The 312-nt window shown below is 60.9% G+C and carries 1 tRNA gene; it reads right to left on the minus strand.

Annotated features, from left to right (window positions below):
* Positions 1–47: 47 nt before the first annotated feature.
* Positions 48–124: transfer RNA gene (locus tag FHW16_RS28560), tRNA-Met, on the minus strand.
* Positions 125–312 lie beyond the last annotated feature (188 nt).

A 312-nucleotide genomic window follows, 5' to 3' on the forward strand; every position in this document is an offset into this window, starting at 1 on the left:
GGGCTATCAATACACAAAAGCCCGGACGAGCCGGGCTATTTGAGTATTGGTTGCGGGGACAGGATTTGAACCTGTGACCTTCAGGTTATGAGCCTGACGAGCTACCGGGCTGCTCCACCCCGCGCCACCATATCCGGCGATTGCCGGTGTACAGCCCGGATTTCTCCGTTTGTCCGTCCTGGAAGCCGAAGCTGGCTTCTGCGGTCGGACGGGGAAGCTGCTCCACCCCGCGCCACCATATCCGGCGATTGCCGGTGTACAGCCCGGATTTCTCCGTTTGTCCGTCCTGGAAGCCGAAGCTGGCTTCTGCGG

The organism is Phyllobacterium myrsinacearum (assembly GCF_014138285.1).
Lineage (GTDB): Bacteria > Pseudomonadota > Alphaproteobacteria > Rhizobiales > Rhizobiaceae > Phyllobacterium > Phyllobacterium myrsinacearum_A.